Origin of the sequence: Nocardia australiensis (assembly GCF_020733705.1) — a bacterium.
GTDB lineage: Bacteria > Actinomycetota > Actinomycetes > Mycobacteriales > Mycobacteriaceae > Nocardia > Nocardia australiensis.
This window is the reverse complement of the sequence record NZ_JAJFZM010000001.1, coordinates 1,666,641-1,683,749: the sequence shown is the minus strand read 5'-3', so window position 1 is coordinate 1,683,749 and position 17,109 is coordinate 1,666,641. Positions and strand designations below refer to the sequence as shown.

Here is a 17,109-nt window from a genome sequence, read left to right as displayed (position 1 = left end):
CAGGAAGGACCACCTATGAGGATCCGCGTCCCAGGCACCCGGATCGCCGTTGCGGTCGTCGCCATCGGATTGATCGTGACCGGGTGTTCCGATAACAGTGGCGGGTCCGGGGGCACGAGCACCGTCGGCAGCACCAATGACATCAATCCGAGGGATCCGAGTGAGCTGCGCGAGGGCGGGAATCTGCGTCTGGACCTGAGCGCGTTCCCGTCGAGCTTCAACTATCTGCATATCGATGGCGGTACCGAGGACGGTTTCGCCGTGGTAGAGCCGACAATGCCGCAGGCATTCCTCAGCGATGCCGCGGGACAGCTCACGATCGACCATAACTACTTCACCGATATTCAGCTGACCGGCACCGCGCCGCAGCAGGTCACCTACACGATCAACCCGAAGGCCGTGTGGTCGGACGGCACGCCCATTACCTGGGAGGATCTGCGTTCCGAGGCGAATGCGCTCAGCGGCCGGGACAGTGCCTTCCTCGTGTCGTCGACCAGTGGTTTCGAGCGGGTCGAGAAGGTGGAACGCGGTGTGGACGATCGGCAGGCGATCGTCACCTTCAATCAGCCCTATGCCGAATGGAAGGGACAATTCAGCCCGCTGTATCCGAAGGCGGTCACCGAGAACCCGCAGGCCTTCGACAGCGTGGACCGCGACAGTCTCGCGATCAGTTCGGGCCCGTTCGAGGTGACGAATATCGATCGCGCCCAGAACCGGATCACGCTGGGCCGCAACCCGAAATGGTGGGGTGACACCCCGAAAATCGACACCGTCACCTTCAGCGTCCTGGACAATTCGGCGCTGCTGCCCGCCATCCAGAACAACGAACTCGACATCGCCTACATGTCCGGCATCGAGAATGTGACCGGTGCGCGCAACGCGAAGAATGTGGTCATCCGGCGCACGCCGATGCCGACCTGGTCGCACCTGACCTTCAATGGTGCGCCCGGTGCGCTGCTCGCGGATCCGCAACTGCGGATTGCTATTTCGAAGGCGATCGACCGGCAGGGCATCACGACCGCCGGCCAGAACGGCATTGTCGACGACCCGAAGCCGCTGAACAATCACGTCTTCGTGGCGGGTCAGAAGGGCTACCAGGACAATTCGGCCCCAGTCGCCTACGACCCCGCCGCCGCCGCGAAAATGCTGGATGACCTGGGCTGGAAGCTCAACGGCGATGTTCGCGAAAAGGACGGGCGCAAGCTCGAAATCCGCGATGTGATGTATCAGCAGGACCAGTGGGTGCAGACCGCACAGATTGTGCAGCAGAACCTGGCCGCTGTCGGCGTGAAGCTGAACATTCAGACCGTGCCGGGCAGTGGGCTTTTCAAGGATGTCGTCGATCCGGGCAACTTCGATATCGCCCAGTTCTCTTGGGGTGGCAGTGTTCTCCCGCTCGGCGCGCTCCCGCAGATCTATGCCTACGACCCGAATAACCTGCAGGGCAACAAGGCCAGGATCGGCTCGCCCGAGCTGAACGCGTTGATCGATCAGACGATCTCGGAACTCGACCCGGAGAAGGCGATCGCGCTCGCCAACCAGTGCGATCAAATGATCTGGGCCGAAGGCTATTCGCTTCCGCTGTATCAGGCGGCGGGAACATATGCGGTGCGCGACAATCTCGCCAACTACGGCGCCTTCGGACTCGCCTCGCGCGACTACACCAAAGTCGGCTTCCTGAAGTGAATTCCGGACCGGGTCGGGGCAACCCATTGGTGTACCCGGTCAGCGTGACGATCGGCGCCCTCGCGATATGTGTCGCGTGGGCGCCGTTCGCCGACCTCGACCAAATCGCCGCGCTGGCAACGGTGGCCTTGGGGATCATCGGCTACACGACCTATCGGCTGAGCATGGCGCTGGGCAAGGTGTCGAACGGATTGACCGGTGCCGCACGCACTATCGTCATCAAACGCGTCCGGCAAGAACATCGGCTGCTCAGCCGAACCTGGTTGGAAATCAGCGGAACCGGCCGACCCCGTTGGCTGCCTGTCTATTTCGATCCGGCCCTGCTCACCATGACGGCCGCCGACGGCGAGATGACCGCTCGGGCCGCGCGCGCCGGCGGCCTGCGCCTATATCCCTCCGGGCGCATCCGCGATACCGAACCTGCGGGCCGCCTCATCGACAACCCGTCACGCCCGGACCCCGACGCCCCGGCCCAGGCAACCAGATCGACCCGACCGTCCCGCCGCCTCCTGCTCGACGCCCAATCCGCCGTGGCGGCCCCCTTCATCGCGTTGCTGTGGATCTACATCGCAAACGACGGCTTCCCGGCCTTCCTCGCCGCCACCTGCGTTGCCGCCGCCACCACCATCTGGCTATCCGCCATCCGAGGCTCCGACCCAAGCTGAGCTTGCCTGTTCCGGGCATGCGGCCATGTTCCGGGGCGTGTTTATCCTCTTGCGGCAGCGAGGTTCTCGACGTTTTAGAACTTGCCCGTGTGGTGTTCGGTGCGGTGACCCAATTGCGCACCGAGCTCGGTGATGAAGTCATCGGTGAGTGGTGGCCAACCCCAGAAGTCGAAGGCGAGGGCGCCGAGGGCGAAGCCGTCTGCCCATTGCCAGTCGGTGATCGTGCTCGGCGCGCGACAGGTGCGGCAGGTCGCGGTGCCGAGGCCGGTCTGTTTCCATGCGTCGATGGCGTCCGAGAACGGCTGCCACACCGCAGGGTCGGCTTCCCATTGCAGCGGGTAGTCGATGATCACAGTGGTGGCCGAACAGTGCGGGCACTGCGCTGAAGCGGGTTCGATCCCACCCTGCCCGGCGTAATGGTCGTGGCGGCCGATGATGACGGCGACTGGACCGGGGATCCAGTCCTCGCCCCATTCCTGGGTGATCTGTGCCCAATCCGGTCCCGGCACATAGCCTTCGTCCACCTGGAGGCTGTACATCACCTCCCCGGACATCTCCCGCAGCAGCCAGCGCCGCGACACCATCCAGTCCACGATGCGTGCCGCCAGCGCATCCGCGTCCGCCGCAGTCACTTCGAGATCGACGATCCGTTCGAAATAGTCACCCACACCGAACACCCTGCCACCGACGACCGGCACGCGCGGAAATTACGTCGCCGCACAGTTGCCCGGCATAGCACCACCGCCGTCATGCCAACCGCCATGACGCCCGAACAACTGACCGATGACCTTCCGGGCAATACGTCGCCCGCGACACGACCGCGACCGAATTGGTCTTACCACTTGACCACCTGGCCTATTGCGGGGACAGTGAGGATATGGCGTTGCAACCCGTTGTCAAGCGGTCGGTGTCCGGCGATGTGTTCGAGCAGATCGCGGCGGATGTGCTGAGTGGGGAGTTGGCGCCGGGGGCGACGTTGCCCAGCGAGCGGCAGTTGGCCGAGGCGCTCGGGGTTTCCCGGCCTGCGGTGCGGGAGGCGTTGCAGCGGTTGGCGGCGGCGGGGCTGGTGGCGGTTCGTCAAGGGGATGCGACGACGGTGCTCGACTATCGGCGCGGGGCAGGACTGGAAGTGTTGCCGCGCTTGCTGGTTCGGGCCGGTGAGCTGGATCCCGGTGTAGCGCGCAGCATTCTGGAGGCTCGGCTGCACAACGGGCCGAAGGTGGCCGAACTCGCGGCGACTCGACTCGCCGCGACCCACTCCGAAGTCGGCACGGCGCTGGAGCGCAGCGTGACAGCGCTTGCCGCCGAAGCGGATCCGGTAACGCAGCAGCGGCATGCACTGGATTTCTGGGACCACGTCGTCGACGCGGCCGACTCGATCGTGTTCCGGCTGATGTTCAACATGCTGCGCGCGGCCTACGAACCCGCGCTCGTCGCGCTGGCCCCGATCATGTCCGCCGAGGTGGGCAATGTCGAGGCGTATCGCGAACTGGCCGCCGCCATTGTCGCGGGCCGGCCGAATGAGGCCGCCGATATCGCTCGGACGCTGCTCGCGCCGGCGACCACCACTTTGATCGACGCCCTCGGCGGGCACTGATCGCGCATCAACAGAGGAAATGTCATGACGAAACCCCAATCGTCCGAACAGGATTCAGCACGCGAACGCGTGCGTCGCGACGAGCGGGCGCTGCGACGCGGCCTCTCGCTCGGCGATGCCTTTCGCGAATTCGTCCGACATCCCTCGCCTTGGCTCATCGGCACCACCCTGCTCGCGGCCATCATCGGCCGAATTCTGGTCGGCGACTGGCAATGGACCGACGCGCTGGTTCCCGCCGTTATGCTCGCGTTCTTCCCGGCCTTCGAATGGATCGTGCACGTCACCGTCCTGCATTGGCGGCCACGCAAGATCGGTCCGATTCCGATCGATAGCGAGTTGGCACGCAAACACCGTGAGCACCATGTGGATCCACGCAACATTCCGCTGATCTTCATCCCGACGAAGACGCTGGCGGTACTCGTCATCGTGCTGATAGCCCTTGCGGCTCTTGCCTTCCCACGCCTCGGACTCGGCCTGACCTGCCTACTGATGATCACCGTCCTCGGCCTCGGCTACGAGTGGACCCACTACCTGATACACACCGACTACAAGCCGAAAGGCTCGTTATACCGGGCAGTTTGGCGCAACCACCGCCACCATCACTACAAGAACGAGCACTACTGGTTCACCGTAACCACCTCCGGCACCGCCGACCGCCTCTTCGGCACCCACCCGGACCCGGCAGCCGTCACCGCCTCCCCCACCGCCCGCCACCTCCACTCGACCTGACCGAACCCTCAGCATCACCTGAATGTCCCAGCCGGAGACAGACCACCGGACTTACGGTAGTGCCACAGATCGGTTGTATAACAGGACATCTGGGTTACGCGCCGCTTCACCATGCTCATGTCGATGAGCGGTCGGGTTGCCGTGCGGTTCAGCTGTTGCGGGGTGGCGGAGTTGTGGTCAAACGTCGGGCCAGCCGCGTCGGAGGTGGGTGAAAGCGGCGTCCAGGGCGGCGAGCGGGTCCGGCCGGGTGCCGGCGAGATCAGGGATCTCCAGGACATAGCGAGCCAGCAGCCGGAGGGAAAGGTCACCTGCATCGCGGCCGGTCTGCTCGGCGAGGACTCGGGTGAGCGCGGCTTCGCAGCCGGTCCACAGTGTCCTGGCGTAAGCCCGCAGGGCCGGAGTGGAGATCACGAGTTCGGCGATGCGCCGCGATTCCGGATCGGGTTCAGGATCGAAGGGGCCTCGCGTGGCGAGGAAGTCTCGCAGGGCTTGCAGGATTGCGACGTCCTTCCGGCGTTGCCGCACCGCAGCGGTCAGAGCCCGTTCACGTTCGTCTCCGTCGCCGAGGAGTAGCGCCTCCTTCCCACCAGGGAAGTGCACGAATAGCGTCGATACCGCCGTGTCTGCGGCGTCGGCGATCTCGGCGACGGTGACCTTGTCGAAGCCTCCTTCCAGGAACAGCCGCCGTGCCGCGTTGGCCAGGGCTTGGCGGGTGGCGGCCTTCTTACGCCTCGGCAGCCGTGACACCACCAAAGCCGACGCCGCGATGACCTCGATCCGCTCCCACGTCCCCTATGCGCGTGTACGCCACCTCCGATTGGATCTCGCAGACCTCTCGTCGCTGAATCCTCGGTGGACGCACTGGAGTTCGACAGCCTCGACGCGGTCGTGTGCAACGCTGGTGTGCTGCTCGACCAGCCGCAACGGCGTGAGACGCCAGACGGCCACGAGCTGACGTTCGCCACCAACCACCTAGTAGGACTTTGTTAGGTTGGGAAGGTGTGGTGGCATAGTGGGCAGGTGCCGATCCAAATGGCCAGTGCGCGTTGGATTTCGCGGACGATGCTGTAGAGGGTCAGTCCTGCCCAGCGGCTTTTGGGTCGGTGAGCCGGAGGGTGGTGAGGAACAGGTGGGCGGCGGTGGCGAGGGTGGCGTGGTGGTGCCAGCCGAGCCAGGAGCGGCCCTCGAAGTGGTCCAGGCCGAGTGCGACTTTGAGTTCGCGGTAGTCGTGTTCGATGCGCCACCGTAGTTTGGCCAGGCGTACGAGCTCGGCGATGGGGGTGTCGGCGGGCAGGGTGGATAGCCAGTAGTCGGTGGGTTCTGTTGTGTCGGTGGGCCATTCGGCCAGAAGCCAGACCTCGGCGATGGTGCCGTCGGTGGCGCGGGGCACCCGGTGTCCGGCCGGGCGCACGCGCAGGGCGGCGAAGCGGGAGGTCATGGCGGCGTCGGGGTTGTTGGGTGTGGTCTTGGTTCCTTGCCGCCAGGTCACCTCGCACCAGGCGTGCGGGTCGGCGGCGGTGGCCAGGGCCTTGCAGCTGGATTTCGGGATGCGGTAGCGGGGCCGGGTCGGCGGGCGGCCGAACCCGCTGTATTCGGCGGGCTCGGGTCGGGCGGCGGCGGGATAGAGGCTGGTGGCGGCCCTGACTGCGACGATGTAGGGCAGGTCTCGTTCTGTCAGCCCGGCGCGGAACTGCGCGTTCTCGCCGTAGCCGGCGTCGGCGGCCACCACCGGTGGGCGGGGCCGGCCCCAGTCCAGGAGCTGATCGATCATCCCCAGCGCCTGTTCCCATTTCGGCTGGTGCCGCTCATCGTCGGGGATCGCAGATTTCGCCCGCCGTGCCGCAATCACGGCCGCGGCATCCAGATCGTCGGCGCACGCGTCGTCCCAGCGCTCGGGCATGAACAACCGCCAGTTCAACGGGCACGACGCGGCGTCGGTAGCGGCGTGCACACTGACCGCGATCTGGCAGTTGCCGACCTTACCGAGGGTGCCCGAGTATTGCCGGGCCACACACGCCGACGCGTCACCGTCCTTGGCGAACCCGGTGTCGTCGACCACCCACGCGTCCGGGACGATCAGCTCACACGCCTTGCGCGACAACACCATTCGCACCGGCTCGACCTTCCACGGTGAGGAAGTCACGAACTGCTGCAACCGCTGATGATCCACCCCTAGCCGATCGGCCATCGGCTGCATCGACTTGCGCTCACCGTTGAGCAGCAACCCACGCGCATACACCCCCGCCGTCGCGACCCGGTCCCTACGCGCCAACGACGAGAACACCTCGCTCACAAAGGAATCGAGCCGAGCATCAACCTCGACCAGCGCTGCAGCATCCACCCCGGCATCGTCTCGAGAATCACGCCGAATCTCGAGACGGCACGCCCCTTCGTGACAAACCTAACAAAGTCCCACTAGACGAGTAAGTCCGAAGTCCCGGTGATGTGCAGGCATGGCGGAGGGCGTCTAAGCTTGTTCTTTATCCTCGGGTTACTCGTTCGGGCCTGGCCAGGGCGTGGCCAGCGGGTAGTCGGTTGGGTCGTTTGACGGTTTTGCCGACGTCGTAGCGGGTGGCGCGGTGGCGGTTGCGCTGTCCGGATGGCCTGCCGGGGCCCGGTCGGGAGGGTTTCGGCGCTCTGGCCGGACAGGCCAGTGCCGGGCGGAGGTTCCGAAACCACCGCCGCACGCGCGCCGGAGTCAATTGTGCAGGGGCTGCGGGCTTTTCCCAAGAGTGGCGCAGATCGGCGGTGAGAGGACGAGCGAGTCGCAACTGGGTGTGCGCGGTGATGAGCAGCCAGGTCCAGCGGTCGGCGGCTTCGGGCTCCCGCAGCCTGGGTCGGGTCCAGCCCAAAGTCTGCTTGAACAGCCGGAAGGTGTGTTCCAGGTCGAAGCGCCGTAAGAACGCCTGCCAGGCCCGATCGACATCAGTGCCGGCGGCGCCGGTTTTCGAGGACCACAGCCAGACCGGTGGCGCGTCACGGTCTCGGGACAGGTGGGCGACCTCGAGGCGGATCAGGGTGCCCTCGATGACCGGGAGTGCGCCGTCGTGGCCGAGCCAGGCGCTGCGATGAGTCAACCTGGGGTGGACCCGATCCCATGCCTGGGTGAGGGCCTTGCCGTAGTTGCTGGTCGCGGTGATCGTGGTGACCGCGGGCTCCGGCCAGGACCCAGGGTCGGTGAACCGGAACTGCGGCCCGTGTTTGGGTGGGCGCTCGTTGGTGCCGGGTGCCCGGACTGGTTTGGGTAGCTGCATCACCCGGTCCGAGCGCAGCCGCCCGACCAGTTCGACCGGCAGATCGGCCAGCACCCATCCCAGCCGGCACACGTCGTAGCCGGCGTCGGCCACGATCAGGATGTCGGGGTCACCGTCGCGCCACTGGCCCGCAGCGATCAGCCGCTGCACCACCTGCCGCAGTTGGGCGGCGGTGACCACGGTCGCGTCGTCTTCGGGACCGAGGCGCACCGCGTCCAGGATCTGCGTCCAGGATGAAGCGCCGGGTTCGAGGACCGCGACGAACGAGTACGGCCAGCCCGGGATGAACTGCGATGCCGATTTCGCTCGTCCGTAGACGTGGCAGAACAGCCGATCCGGCGAACACGCCGCATCCGAACGCAGCCACGCCGACACATCCACCGCCAACACCAGGCGACCCTCCGGAAACCTGGGTAACTTGGTGCGGGACAACAGATTCCGCAATCGATCAACATCGATACGACCGGCATTCAAGCCGTCGTAGAGCGCCCCGTGCCCGCGGCGATGCTCGGGCGTCAATGTCAACTCCGGAATCGACCGCACCGCCCCCTGCGCACATAGCATCGCGTCGGTGAGCTCGAACAACTCATCGCCGCGCACGGTCAGACACGCGTAGAACTCGCCGCGCATACGTGACAGTTCCGCGAACGCTTCCCCCGCCTCACCGGCGACCGGCAGACTCATCCCCACGGCCTTCGTTCTGATTCACGTGATTCCTTGGTCGGAGCACATGATCAGGCGAAGGCCGCCCGCTTGTCCCGGGAATCATCAAGCAAGCCAAACAGTCTGGTCCACGAGGATAAAGAACAAGCTAAGAGATTATGTGGAGGTGTTCCGCGCTCGATCCCTGGCGATGTCCCAAGGCTCCGATCGAGGTATCGAGCTGCTCGGTAGCGGCAGGGGCGATGACCCTCGTTACCGGTGTTGAAATGGCGCAGTTGAGCACTCACCTCCCGGTATCGGTTCCATGGATCGCGCGTCAGGCGCGGGTTGTTGCGAAGCCGCCGTCGACAGTCAGGATGGCGCCGGTGGTGAAGTCGGCATCTGCGAGATGTATCACCGCGGAGGCGATTTCGTGGGGTTCGGCAACGCGGTTGAGTGCTGCGAGACCGCTGAGGGCATCGACATCACCGCCAGCGTGTAGCGGAGTGCGCACAATGCCGGGTGCGACCTCGTTCACTCGGATCCGGTAGGGGGCGAGTTCGGCGGCCAGCGCGATGGTGAGGGCGCGCACGCCCCCCTTGGAGATCAGTGTGGCACTGGCGGGCAGGCTGCCCAAGGCGTGTGAGAGCAGCGCGGTGGTGATGTTGACGATGGCGCCCCCGGTGTTCTGGGCGATCAGCTGTCGGGCGACCGCCTGGGTCACGAGGTAGGTGCCGCGTAGATTCCCGTTCAGGAGTTGGTCGAGTTCGGCCGGCTCGACATCGGTGATCGGCGTCATGCCGAACGTGCCGGCATTGTTGACCAGAATATCGATCGATCCGAATGCCTCCACTGCGGCTGACACCAGCGCTGTCGCGGTGGCTGGGTCGGCGCTGTCGCCCGCGACGAAGCGGACTTGCTCCGCGCTACCGAGGGTGCGTGCCGCCTGCGCCAGTTTGTCGCCATCCCGCCCGCCGATCACCACTTTGTCTCCGCGGGCGACCAGCGCTTGTGCTGTCGCGAAGCCGATACCGCTCGATCCGCCGGTTACTACCGCAGTTCGCAACTGGAACGTCATTTGTTTCCTCTCGTCGTGGTGGCGCGGTCGGGGCTGGACCGGCACCTGTCCAGGTTCGACGACCGTGTTACAAACGTCCACGACACAATTTCTCTGTTATAGATAAGCTCAGATTATGATTTTGGACGTCCGCGACCTGGAGCTGCTCGACGCGTTGGCCGCCGGCGGCACATTGCAGCAGGCCGCTGATCGGTTGTTCGTAAGTCAGCCCGCCTTGAGTCAGCGACTGTTACGGATGGAAGAGCGACTGGGTACTGCGGTATTCGACCGCATCGGTCGTCGTCTGGTCCCGAACCAAGCGGGAACACAGTTGCTGAGCAGGGCATCGCGGATCCTGGCCGATCTGGCGGCCGCGGAACGCGAAGTCCGTGATATTGCCCGATTCGGCGACCGTCATCTGCGTCTGGCCGCCCAATGCGCAACGAATGTGTGGTGGCTTGCCGCGGTCATGCGCGATATGCGAAAAGCTGATCCCGATGTCGTGGTCGGTCTGCGCGACCTGGGCTCGGAGGATCCGCTCGAAGCGCTGCTCACCCACGAGCTCGACGTGGCGGTCATCACCAAACTGACCCCGCTGGCCGAACACGCTCGACTCACCCATCTCATGGATGACGAAATGCGTGCTGTCGTGGCTCCCACCCATCCCTGGGCAGCGCGCACATATGTCACCGCCTCGGATTTCACCCCCGAAAATCTGATCCTCTACGACCATTACGACCAGACCCGGCGCGACCCGCTTCCACTACCGATCCCGCCCGGTGCCCGCCCGGCCAGCGTGTCGATCGTCCCGACGCTCACCGAGCTGGTCGTCGAGCTGGTCGCCGGCGGCGAGGGGGTGGGAGTCCTGCCCTCCTGGGTGGTCGCGCCGTATGTAAAACGTGGCGAAGTCGCCACCGTCCGAGTTGGCCGGCGCGGTGATCACCGATCTTGGTTCGCCGCCATCCGCGTGGATGACGATCGGCCGCATCTCGTCGACTTCGTCGCCCGATTGCAGGCTCGTTTCGCTCAGGAGACTGCCCGGAGCGAGTGATCGGGTCTCTTCTCACCGAATCTCACAGCACCGTTTGATGGTCGCGTAATGGAATGCCCTGGGACAGGCGCAGGGATACGGGATGGGGCGTGCCCTGGTCGAGAATGCACGCTGCCGCATCGTCTTCGTAGGGCAGACCCGGACTCGTCTCCGGAGCAGCCCGAAGTCGTCCAAGCACTGCGTTGTCGGCACCTCGGTTTGAGGGTTTGGGTCGGCTATCCCAGTATCTCTGCGAATAACTTTCAACAGATTCTTCAACGATAGTGTCGATTGGGTTGATGGTGTGACGTGAGAAGGGACCGTGATGAGTACTTTGTTCGACCGGACCGACGTGGCGATGTCGTTGGCCGGCCATGCCCCTGCAGGACAGCCTCGCCGCATTCCTCGCCGTGCTGCCGGCCCGGCCGACGATGCTGGGGCTCGGCGAGCCGACCCACAGCTGTGAACATTTCGCGCAGCTGCGCAATCAGATCGTGCGCACCCTGGTGTTGCAACAGGGCTATCGCGCGGTGGTGCTGGAAACCGATCGAATTGCCGCTCTGCGTCTGGGGGATTACGTACTGGGTGGCAGTGACGATCTCGACGAGGTGATGGCCACCGGGTTCAGCCATGGGTTCGGCGCGTGGCAGACCAACCGCGAGCTGGTGTCGTGGCTGCGTGAACACAACGACTCTGTGCCCGGCCGCCGGCAAGTCCGCCTCTACGGGTTCGACGCACCTCTGGAAATGGCCGGTGCCCCCAGCCCCCGTGCGCTGCTGGTCGCGGTCGCGGACTACCTGTCCGCACACGGCGGGCACCACCACACCGACAGGTTGCTCGATCTGATCGGCGCGGACTCCAACTGGACCGCCCCCGCGGCCCTGACAGACGGCAACCAATCGATCGGCGACACGGCGGCGGCCCGCGAACTGCGCACAGTCGCAGACGATTTCGTCGCCAGTCTGCGCCGTCAGGCACCGGCCCTGGCCGCGGCGACGGGAACCGGCGAGTACGAGCGGACGCTGCTGTATGCCCGTACCGCGGCTGGGTTGCTGCGATACCACGCGGCGATGGCCGACACGACACCGAGCTGGGTCGCGGCCATGCTCGGCACCCGCGACGCGATAATGGCCGACAACCTCCTCGACATCCACGCCGGCGAACAGCCCCGCGGGCCGATGCTGGTGTTCGGGCTGGACCTCACCGATCTGCAGAACACTCGGGACTATCACCCCAAGCGCACGTATGAACGGTCGAAGCTGGCGCAGATGCTGTTCGGTTTCGAGTTGGACCGTCGCCTACGTGCCGCCGAAAGCACGACGATGAGCGTGGTGAACCACCCCGGCGGCGCGCTCGACTCCCTCACCCCCTCCCGCCCGCCGGTGCACGTCCGGACCACCGGTCAGCGACTGCGGGGCCTGCCTGCCGGTCTTCTCCTGCAGGGCAAGCAAGCCGGTGCGTGGCCCGCCGCCCGGCAGTCCTCGACCCGTCCGTTCGCGGAGGCCAAATGTGGGGTCCCCGAGTGCTCGGAATGCGCGGTAAGCCCAGGCTCGAATCAGTTCACGGCCAACTGGCCGACACCACACTTCGCCGCCCGCGCGTGGACTGCGAGTGCTGACCTGGCGGGTATAGATCCAGGATTCGGTCTTGCTTGAGACAAATCTCGAGCGAGACGAGCGCACGTTGCAGCCGCAGGCTTTTCAGAACCAGGACGGCGCAAACGATGGCAACGGTTTATACCCTCACTGGGTACGGCTATCGGCGTGGCACGCTAGGGATAGCCGACCACGACTCCCTTGGATAGCCGATCTCCGCACCAGGTCTATTCGGCCAGCGGCCTTGCCGCATCTGGGACGTGATTGCGCGCGCTGCTGATCGTCGGCCACTTTCCGGAGTTGACCAGTGGATTCTCGGCAGACTTCAGCAGTGCGACATGCGGCACCCGGGCCAGCATCGGCATAGGGCGGCAATCTCGCCGGCCCGGGTTCAGTGTCGATCGACGAACGGGTTGACAATGTACCCTAGGGGGGTATGGTAATTCTCAATTCGACAGCACGGGCTGTCGCCGCGAGAAGGAGAGACCCAATGAGCGCTGCCGCTACCGCCACTGTCACCGTCACCGGAATGACCTGCGGATGCTGCGTCAACTCGGTCCGCGAGGAGGTCGGCCGCATTCCGGGCGTCACCGCCGTGGCCGTTGACCTCGACAGCGGCACGGTCAGCGTCGACAGCGCGACCCCGATCGAGCGCGATGCGATCGCCGCGGCCGTCGACAATGCGGGCTACCGGATCGCCGACTGATCCCAGCGACAAGGACGGAGCATCCCGATGAACACATCCAGCAAGTTCGCCGGATTCGCCCTGGGCCTCGCGGCGGTCTTCGGGATCGCGCTGGCCACCGGTGCCGCACTCGGGCCGAAGCCCACCACACACGATTCGATGTCACATGAGGACGGGCCCGCCGACGGCGCACCGCGTCCTGAGCAAGTACCCGGAGGAATGATGACCACCGAAAGTGGATACACACTGCGCCTGGACACCACCCAGACAACCGCGGCGGCGAACGCACCGTTGCGATTGCGCATCCTCGACCAGGCAGGCACCCCGGTCACCCGCTACGTCAACACCCACGACAAGGACCTACACCTCATCGTCGTCCGCCGCGATATGGCCGCATTCCAGCACGTGCACCCCTCGCTCGATCCAGCCGGAACCTGGAGCGTCCCGCTCGACCTCAGCCGCGCCGGTGACTATCGCGTCTTCGCCGACTTCACTCCCGAAGGCGGCGATAACCTGATCCTCGGCGCGGACCTGCGGGTCGCGGGGAATTACGATCCGCAGCCGCTGCCCGCCGCGGCCGGCACCAGCACGGTCGGCGGCTACACCGTTACCCTGGATGGCAAGGTCACGCCGGGGCAGGCGTCGAAGGTGGTCCTTTCGGTCAGCCGCGACGGCAAGCCGGTCACCGACCTACAGCCCTACCTCGCCGCGTACGGTCATCTCGTCGCCCTTCGTGCCGACGACCTGGGCTACCTGCACGTCCATCCGGACGGCCACCCCGGCGACGGGGTGACCCCGTCCGGTCCCGGCATCACCTTCTACGTCACCGCACCGAGCGCGGGCGACTACCGGCTGTTCCTGGACTTCCAGCACGACGGAGTCGTGCGCACGGCCGAGTTCACGCTGAGCGTCGCACCAGTGCCTGAAGGCCACGGCGCGACGACACCGGAACCCGCGCACAGCGGCCACGGCCACTGACCGCCCACCACTACAGAACGGAGCCACGATGACCACCACGACGCACCCCTCGGTCACCGGGCAGGTCGAATTGGTGATCGGCGGGATGACCTGCGCGTCGTGCGCCAATCGCATCGAGAAGAAGCTGAACAAGCTCGATGGTGTCACCGCGACGGTCAACTACGCGACCGAGAAGGCGCGCGTCGATGTCACCGGTGATGTCTCCCCCGACGAGCTGATCGCCACGGTCGAGCAGGCGGGCTACTCCGCCGCACTGCCGGCACCGAAGGTCGAGCAGTCGACGGAAGCCGTTGCCGGCGAAGATGATCCGACCGCTTCGCTGCGGAACCGGCTGCTGATTTCGCTGGTGCTGACGGTGCCGGTGATCGCGATGGCGATGATTCCGGCATTGCAGTTCACCAACTGGCAGTGGCTGTCACTGACACTCGCGGCTCCGGTGGTGGTGTGGGGGGCGCTGCCCTTCCACAAGGCGGCGTGGACCAACCTCCGGCACGGCACCGCCACCATGGACACGCTGGTGTCGATGGGAACCCTCGCGGCGCTGGGCTGGTCGCTGTACGCACTGTTCTGGGGCACCGCCGGAACCGCCGGAATGAAGCACCCGTTCGAGTTCACTATCTCCCGAATGGACGGCACCGGCAGCATCTACCTGGAGGCCGCGGCCGGTGTCACCACCTTCATCCTTGCCGGACGCTTCTTCGAGGCACGTTCCAAGCGCCGCGCCGGTGCGGCACTGCGGGCCCTGCTCGAGCTCGGCGCCAAAGAGGTTTCGGTTTTGCGCGACGGCACCGAACAGCGAATCCCGGTCGAGCAGTTGACCGTTGGCGATGAGTTCGTGGTGCGGCCGGGCGAGAAGATCGCCACCGACGGCGTGGTGATCGAGGGTTCCTCAGCGGTGGACGCCTCGATGCTGACCGGTGAGTCGGTCCCGGTCGAGGTCGGCCCCGACGATGCGGTGGTCGGCGCGACGGTCAATGTCGGCGGGCGACTCGTGGTGCGCGCCAGCCGGATCGGCTCCGATACCCAGCTGGCGCAGATGGCTCAGCTGGTCGAGGACGCGCAGTCCGGCAAGGCGCAGGCACAGCGGTTGGCGGACCGGATCTCCGGGATCTTCGTGCCCATCGTGATCGCGCTGTCGGTCGCGACGCTCGGATTCTGGCTCGGCACCGGCGGTTCCATCGCGGCGGCCTTCACCGCCGCGGTCGCGGTGCTGATCATCGCCTGCCCCTGCGCTTTGGGGTTGGCCACGCCGACCGCGCTGATGGTCGGCACGGGTCGCGGCGCGCAGCTCGGCATCCTGATCAAGGGCCCCGAGGTGCTGGAATCGACCCGGCGCGTGGACACCGTCGTGCTGGACAAGACCGGCACCGTCACCACCGGCAAGATGACGCTGCTCGATGTCATTGCGGCCGCGGGCGAGGACGCCGAGGAGATCCTGAAACTTGCTGGTGCACTTGAGCATTCATCTGAGCACCCGATCGCGCAGGCGATCGCGAAGGGCGCTCGCGACAAGCTCGGCGAGCTGCGGCCGGTCGATGGTTTCGCGAATCTCGAGGGTCTCGGTGTCCAGGGTGTGGTCGATGGCCATGCGGTGATCGTCGGACGCGCCCGCCTGCTCGCCGATTGGTCCCAACATCTGGATACCGATCTGACGCAGGCCATGCGCGCCGCCGAAGCACAGGGCGCGACGGCAGTGGCGGTGGGCTGGGACGGTCGGGCACGCGGCGTGCTCGTGGTCGCCGATGCGGTGAAAGCGACCTCCGCCGAGGCGATTTCGCAGCTGCGTGCGCTCGGGCTCACTCCCATCATGCTGACCGGCGACAATGCCGCCGCAGCCCGCACCATCGGCGATCAGGTCGGCATCGACGAGGTGATCGCCGAGGTGCTGCCGCAGGACAAGGTGGCCACCGTCAAGCGCCTACAGGCCGAGGGCAAGGTCGTCGCCATGGTCGGTGACGGCGTCAATGATGCTGCCGCGCTTGCCCAGGCCGATCTCGGTCTGGCCATGGGCACCGGCACCGATGTCGCCATCGAGGCCAGCGACCTGACCCTGGTGCGCGGCGATCTACGCGCCGCCGCCGACGCGATCCGCCTGTCCCGCAAGACTTTGGGCACCATCAAAGGGAACCTGTTCTGGGCCTTCGCCTACAACGTCGCCGCCATCCCACTGGCCATGGCGGGCCTGCTGAACCCGATGCTCGCGGGTGGGGCGATGGCGTTCTCCTCGGTGTTCGTGGTGAGTAACAGCCTGCGGTTGCGCCGGTTCCGATCGACGGCGCGGTAATCGGCCACTGACACAGGAATCCGGACGGCACGGCATTCCTGGATGCCGCGCCGTCCGGTTCGCGCGCCATCACTCCCCTATCGAGAATCCTTCGACGCCCGGCGCGCGGCCTTCTCCTCGGCTTCGGCGGCGTCCATGGCATCGGCTTGTTCCAGGGTGGGCGCGCCGCCACCGAGACGGGCGGGCACCCAGTAGGCGCCCGGCTCATGGGGATAGTCGCGCTGCAGGTCCGCCAACAGCTCCCGCATGGTCGAGCGGAGCTGGGCGGTGAGATCCGCGGCGGGTTCGTAGGGCGCGATGGGCTCGCCGACGGCGATGTAGATCGGAGTGTTGGTGCGACCCAGACGCTTGGGGAAGCCCTTCGTCCACACCCGCTGCGCGCCCCAAATGACGATGGGAATGATCGGCACCCCGGACTCGATCGCCATGCGCGCGGCGCCGGACTTGAAGTCCTTGATCTCGAAGCTGCGACTAATGGTCGCCTCGGGATACACGCCGACCAGTTCGCCCTTGCGGAGATAGTCCACCGCGGCCTGGTACGAGTCGGCGCCGGCGCCGCGGTCTACCGGGATATGCTTGAGCGCCCGCATGATCGGGCCGGAAATTTTGTTGTCGAACACTTCCTTTTTCGCCATGAAGCGGATGTAGCGCTTGGGCGTGCGCGCCGGCAGCCCCGCATAGGTGAAGTCCATGTACCCGGTGTGGTTGACCGCGATCACGGCACCACCCCGCGCAGGGATGTGCTGCGCGCCTTTGACGGTGAACTTGAGACCTTCGAGGAAGAAGACGGTACGGGCCAGGCCGATGATCGTCCGGTAGACGGGTTCCACAAGTCCGCTAGCGTAGTCGCTGACTGTCCCATTCCGGCATAGCCGCCGCCACTCGCTCCTACTCGTGAGCGTCGAAC

Annotated in this window: 16 protein-coding genes; 9 read left to right on the top strand and 7 right to left on the bottom strand. The window is 65.8% G+C overall.

Going from position 1 to position 17,109, the window contains the following annotated elements; translation table 11 throughout:
- Positions 1-15 precede the first annotated feature (15 nt).
- Entirely contained in the window at positions 16-1,686 is a 1,671-nt protein-coding gene (locus tag LKE06_RS07615) for an ABC transporter family substrate-binding protein (RefSeq protein WP_227997917.1), read from the top strand.
- A complete protein-coding gene (locus LKE06_RS07610) occupies positions 1,683-2,351 on the top strand; it encodes a hypothetical protein (RefSeq protein ID WP_227997916.1) in 669 nt (222 codons plus the stop codon). The genes LKE06_RS07615 and LKE06_RS07610 overlap by 4 nt, the downstream gene beginning before the upstream one ends.
- 74 nt (positions 2,352-2,425) lie before the next feature.
- On the opposite strand, the gene LKE06_RS07605 is transcribed toward LKE06_RS07610, so the two are convergent.
- Positions 2,426-3,019, bottom strand: a complete 594-nt coding sequence (locus tag LKE06_RS07605) for a hypothetical protein (RefSeq protein WP_227997915.1) — start codon at positions 3,017-3,019, stop codon at positions 2,426-2,428.
- Between the two features lie 209 nt (positions 3,020-3,228).
- Between LKE06_RS07605 and LKE06_RS07600 the strand changes: the two genes are divergently transcribed.
- Both LKE06_RS07600 and LKE06_RS07595 read left to right on the top strand, forming a co-directional pair.
- A complete protein-coding gene (locus LKE06_RS07600) occupies positions 3,229-3,948 on the top strand; it encodes a FadR/GntR family transcriptional regulator (protein WP_227997913.1) in 720 nt (239 codons plus the stop codon).
- 24 nt (positions 3,949-3,972) lie between these two features.
- Positions 3,973-4,677, top strand: coding sequence for a sterol desaturase family protein (locus LKE06_RS07595; RefSeq protein ID WP_227997911.1), 705 nt, complete (start codon positions 3,973-3,975; stop codon positions 4,675-4,677).
- 177 nt (positions 4,678-4,854) lie between these two features.
- Here the strand turns inward: LKE06_RS07595 and LKE06_RS07590 are convergent, their stop codons facing one another.
- From LKE06_RS07590 to LKE06_RS07575, 4 genes are all read right to left on the bottom strand, one after another.
- Positions 4,855-5,424, bottom strand: a complete 570-nt coding sequence (locus LKE06_RS07590; protein WP_227997910.1) for a TetR/AcrR family transcriptional regulator — start codon at positions 5,422-5,424, stop codon at positions 4,855-4,857.
- 328 nt (positions 5,425-5,752) lie between these two features.
- Entirely contained in the window at positions 5,753-7,018 is a 1,266-nt protein-coding gene (locus tag LKE06_RS07585) for an IS701 family transposase (RefSeq protein WP_227997909.1), read from the bottom strand.
- Positions 7,019-7,157: 139 nt separating this feature from the next.
- Positions 7,158-8,615 carry an NF041680 family putative transposase gene (locus tag LKE06_RS07580; protein ID WP_227997908.1) on the bottom strand — a complete coding sequence of 486 codons (1,458 nt, stop codon included), beginning with the start codon at positions 8,613-8,615 and terminating at the stop codon, positions 7,158-7,160.
- A 295-nt stretch (positions 8,616-8,910) separates the two neighbouring features.
- A complete protein-coding gene (locus tag LKE06_RS07575) occupies positions 8,911-9,651 on the bottom strand; it encodes an SDR family NAD(P)-dependent oxidoreductase (RefSeq protein ID WP_227997907.1) in 741 nt (246 codons plus the stop codon).
- Between the two features lie 115 nt (positions 9,652-9,766).
- Here LKE06_RS07575 and LKE06_RS07570 point away from each other — a divergent pair, with 115 nt between their 5' ends.
- Both LKE06_RS07570 and LKE06_RS07565 read left to right on the top strand, forming a co-directional pair.
- A complete protein-coding gene (locus LKE06_RS07570) occupies positions 9,767-10,681 on the top strand; it encodes a LysR family transcriptional regulator (protein WP_227997906.1) in 915 nt (304 codons plus the stop codon).
- A 353-nt stretch (positions 10,682-11,034) separates the two neighbouring features.
- Positions 11,035-12,315: an erythromycin esterase family protein gene (locus tag LKE06_RS07565; protein ID WP_227997905.1), complete on the top strand. Its 1,281-nt coding sequence runs from the start codon at positions 11,035-11,037 to the stop codon at positions 12,313-12,315.
- 167 nt (positions 12,316-12,482) lie between these two features.
- On the opposite strand, the gene LKE06_RS07560 is transcribed toward LKE06_RS07565, so the two are convergent.
- Positions 12,483-12,620, bottom strand: a complete 138-nt coding sequence (locus tag LKE06_RS07560; RefSeq protein ID WP_227997904.1) for a hypothetical protein — start codon at positions 12,618-12,620, stop codon at positions 12,483-12,485.
- Positions 12,621-12,745: 125 nt separating this feature from the next.
- On the opposite strand from LKE06_RS07560, the gene LKE06_RS07555 reads away from it, so the two are divergent.
- From LKE06_RS07555 to LKE06_RS07545, 3 genes are read left to right on the top strand one after another with little or no spacing between them, the layout of a single operon-like run.
- Positions 12,746-12,961 carry a heavy-metal-associated domain-containing protein gene (locus LKE06_RS07555; RefSeq protein WP_227997903.1) on the top strand — a complete coding sequence of 72 codons (216 nt, stop codon included), beginning with the start codon at positions 12,746-12,748 and terminating at the stop codon, positions 12,959-12,961.
- 27 nt (positions 12,962-12,988) lie between these two features.
- Positions 12,989-13,918 carry a DUF8832 domain-containing protein gene (locus tag LKE06_RS07550; protein ID WP_227997902.1) on the top strand — a complete coding sequence of 310 codons (930 nt, stop codon included), beginning with the start codon at positions 12,989-12,991 and terminating at the stop codon, positions 13,916-13,918.
- A 28-nt stretch (positions 13,919-13,946) separates the two neighbouring features.
- Positions 13,947-16,202 carry a heavy metal translocating P-type ATPase gene (locus tag LKE06_RS07545; RefSeq protein WP_227997901.1) on the top strand — a complete coding sequence of 752 codons (2,256 nt, stop codon included), beginning with the start codon at positions 13,947-13,949 and terminating at the stop codon, positions 16,200-16,202.
- A gap of 77 nt (positions 16,203-16,279) precedes the next feature.
- On the opposite strand, the gene LKE06_RS07540 is transcribed toward LKE06_RS07545, so the two are convergent.
- On the bottom strand, positions 16,280-17,032 hold the full coding sequence (locus tag LKE06_RS07540) for a lysophospholipid acyltransferase family protein (RefSeq protein WP_227997900.1): 753 nt from the start codon (positions 17,030-17,032) through the stop codon (positions 16,280-16,282).
- Positions 17,033-17,109 lie beyond the last annotated feature (77 nt).